Source organism: Anabaena sp. CA = ATCC 33047, assembly GCF_963870205.1.
GTDB lineage: Bacteria > Cyanobacteriota > Cyanobacteriia > Cyanobacteriales > Nostocaceae > Trichormus.
In genome coordinates this window covers 1-828 of the sequence record NZ_CAWMSA010000030.1, presented here as the reverse complement: position 1 = coordinate 828, position 828 = coordinate 1, and the positions used below count along the sequence as shown (strand labels likewise).

Here is an 828-nt window from a genome sequence, read left to right as displayed (position 1 = left end):
AGTTTTAGAGTTTAAAGTCAAAGGGAAAACAACTCAATACGCAGCTATAGATGAGGCGATCAGAACCGCTCAATTTGTCCGCAATAAGTGTATCCGTTTCTGGATGGATAATCATGGTGTAGGGCAGAAAGAGTTATATCGCTACAATACTGTGTTAAGGGCTGAATATCCCTTTGTGAAAGCTTTAAACTCTCATGCTTGTCAGGTAGGAGTAGAAAGAGCGTATAGCTCAATAGCTCGGTTTTATGATAACTGCAAGAAAAATATTCCAGGTAAGAAAGGTTATCCAAAATTTAAGAAAAATAACCGTTCAGTGGAATACAAAACCTCTGGCTGGAAGTTATCACAAACGAGAAAGCAGATTACTTTTACAGACAAAAAAGGAATTGGCAACCTGAAACTAAAAGGAACGTGGGACTTAAACTTCTATCCAATAGAACAGATAAAACGGGTGAGGTTAGTACGTCGTGCAGACGGATATTATGCCCAATTCTTGATAAGTGTAGATAACAAAATAGAAACACAGCCGACTGGTAAAACTATCGGGTTGGATGTTGGATTAAAAGAATTCTATACGGACAGTAATGGGCATAGTGAACCTAATCCTAGATTTTATCGTACAGGAGAAAAACGATTAAAGTTTTATCAACGTCGTGTTTCTCGGAAAAAAAGGGCTTCTATCAACCGTAAGAAAGCTGTTAATAGATTAGGTCGAGTACACCTCAAAATAAGTAGGCAACGTATAGAACACGCTAAGCGAGTGGCGCGTTGCGTAATCCAATCTAACGATTTGGTAGCTTATGAAAATTTGAGGATTAAAAATTTAGT

The 828-nt window shown here is 37.8% G+C and carries 1 protein-coding gene; it reads left to right on the top strand.

Translation table 11 applies throughout. The features are described 5' to 3' along the window. Positions 1-828 (top strand): RNA-guided endonuclease InsQ/TnpB family protein (locus AACS98_RS06735; RefSeq protein WP_066377587.1); only part of this gene is annotated, 828 nt, incomplete at both ends.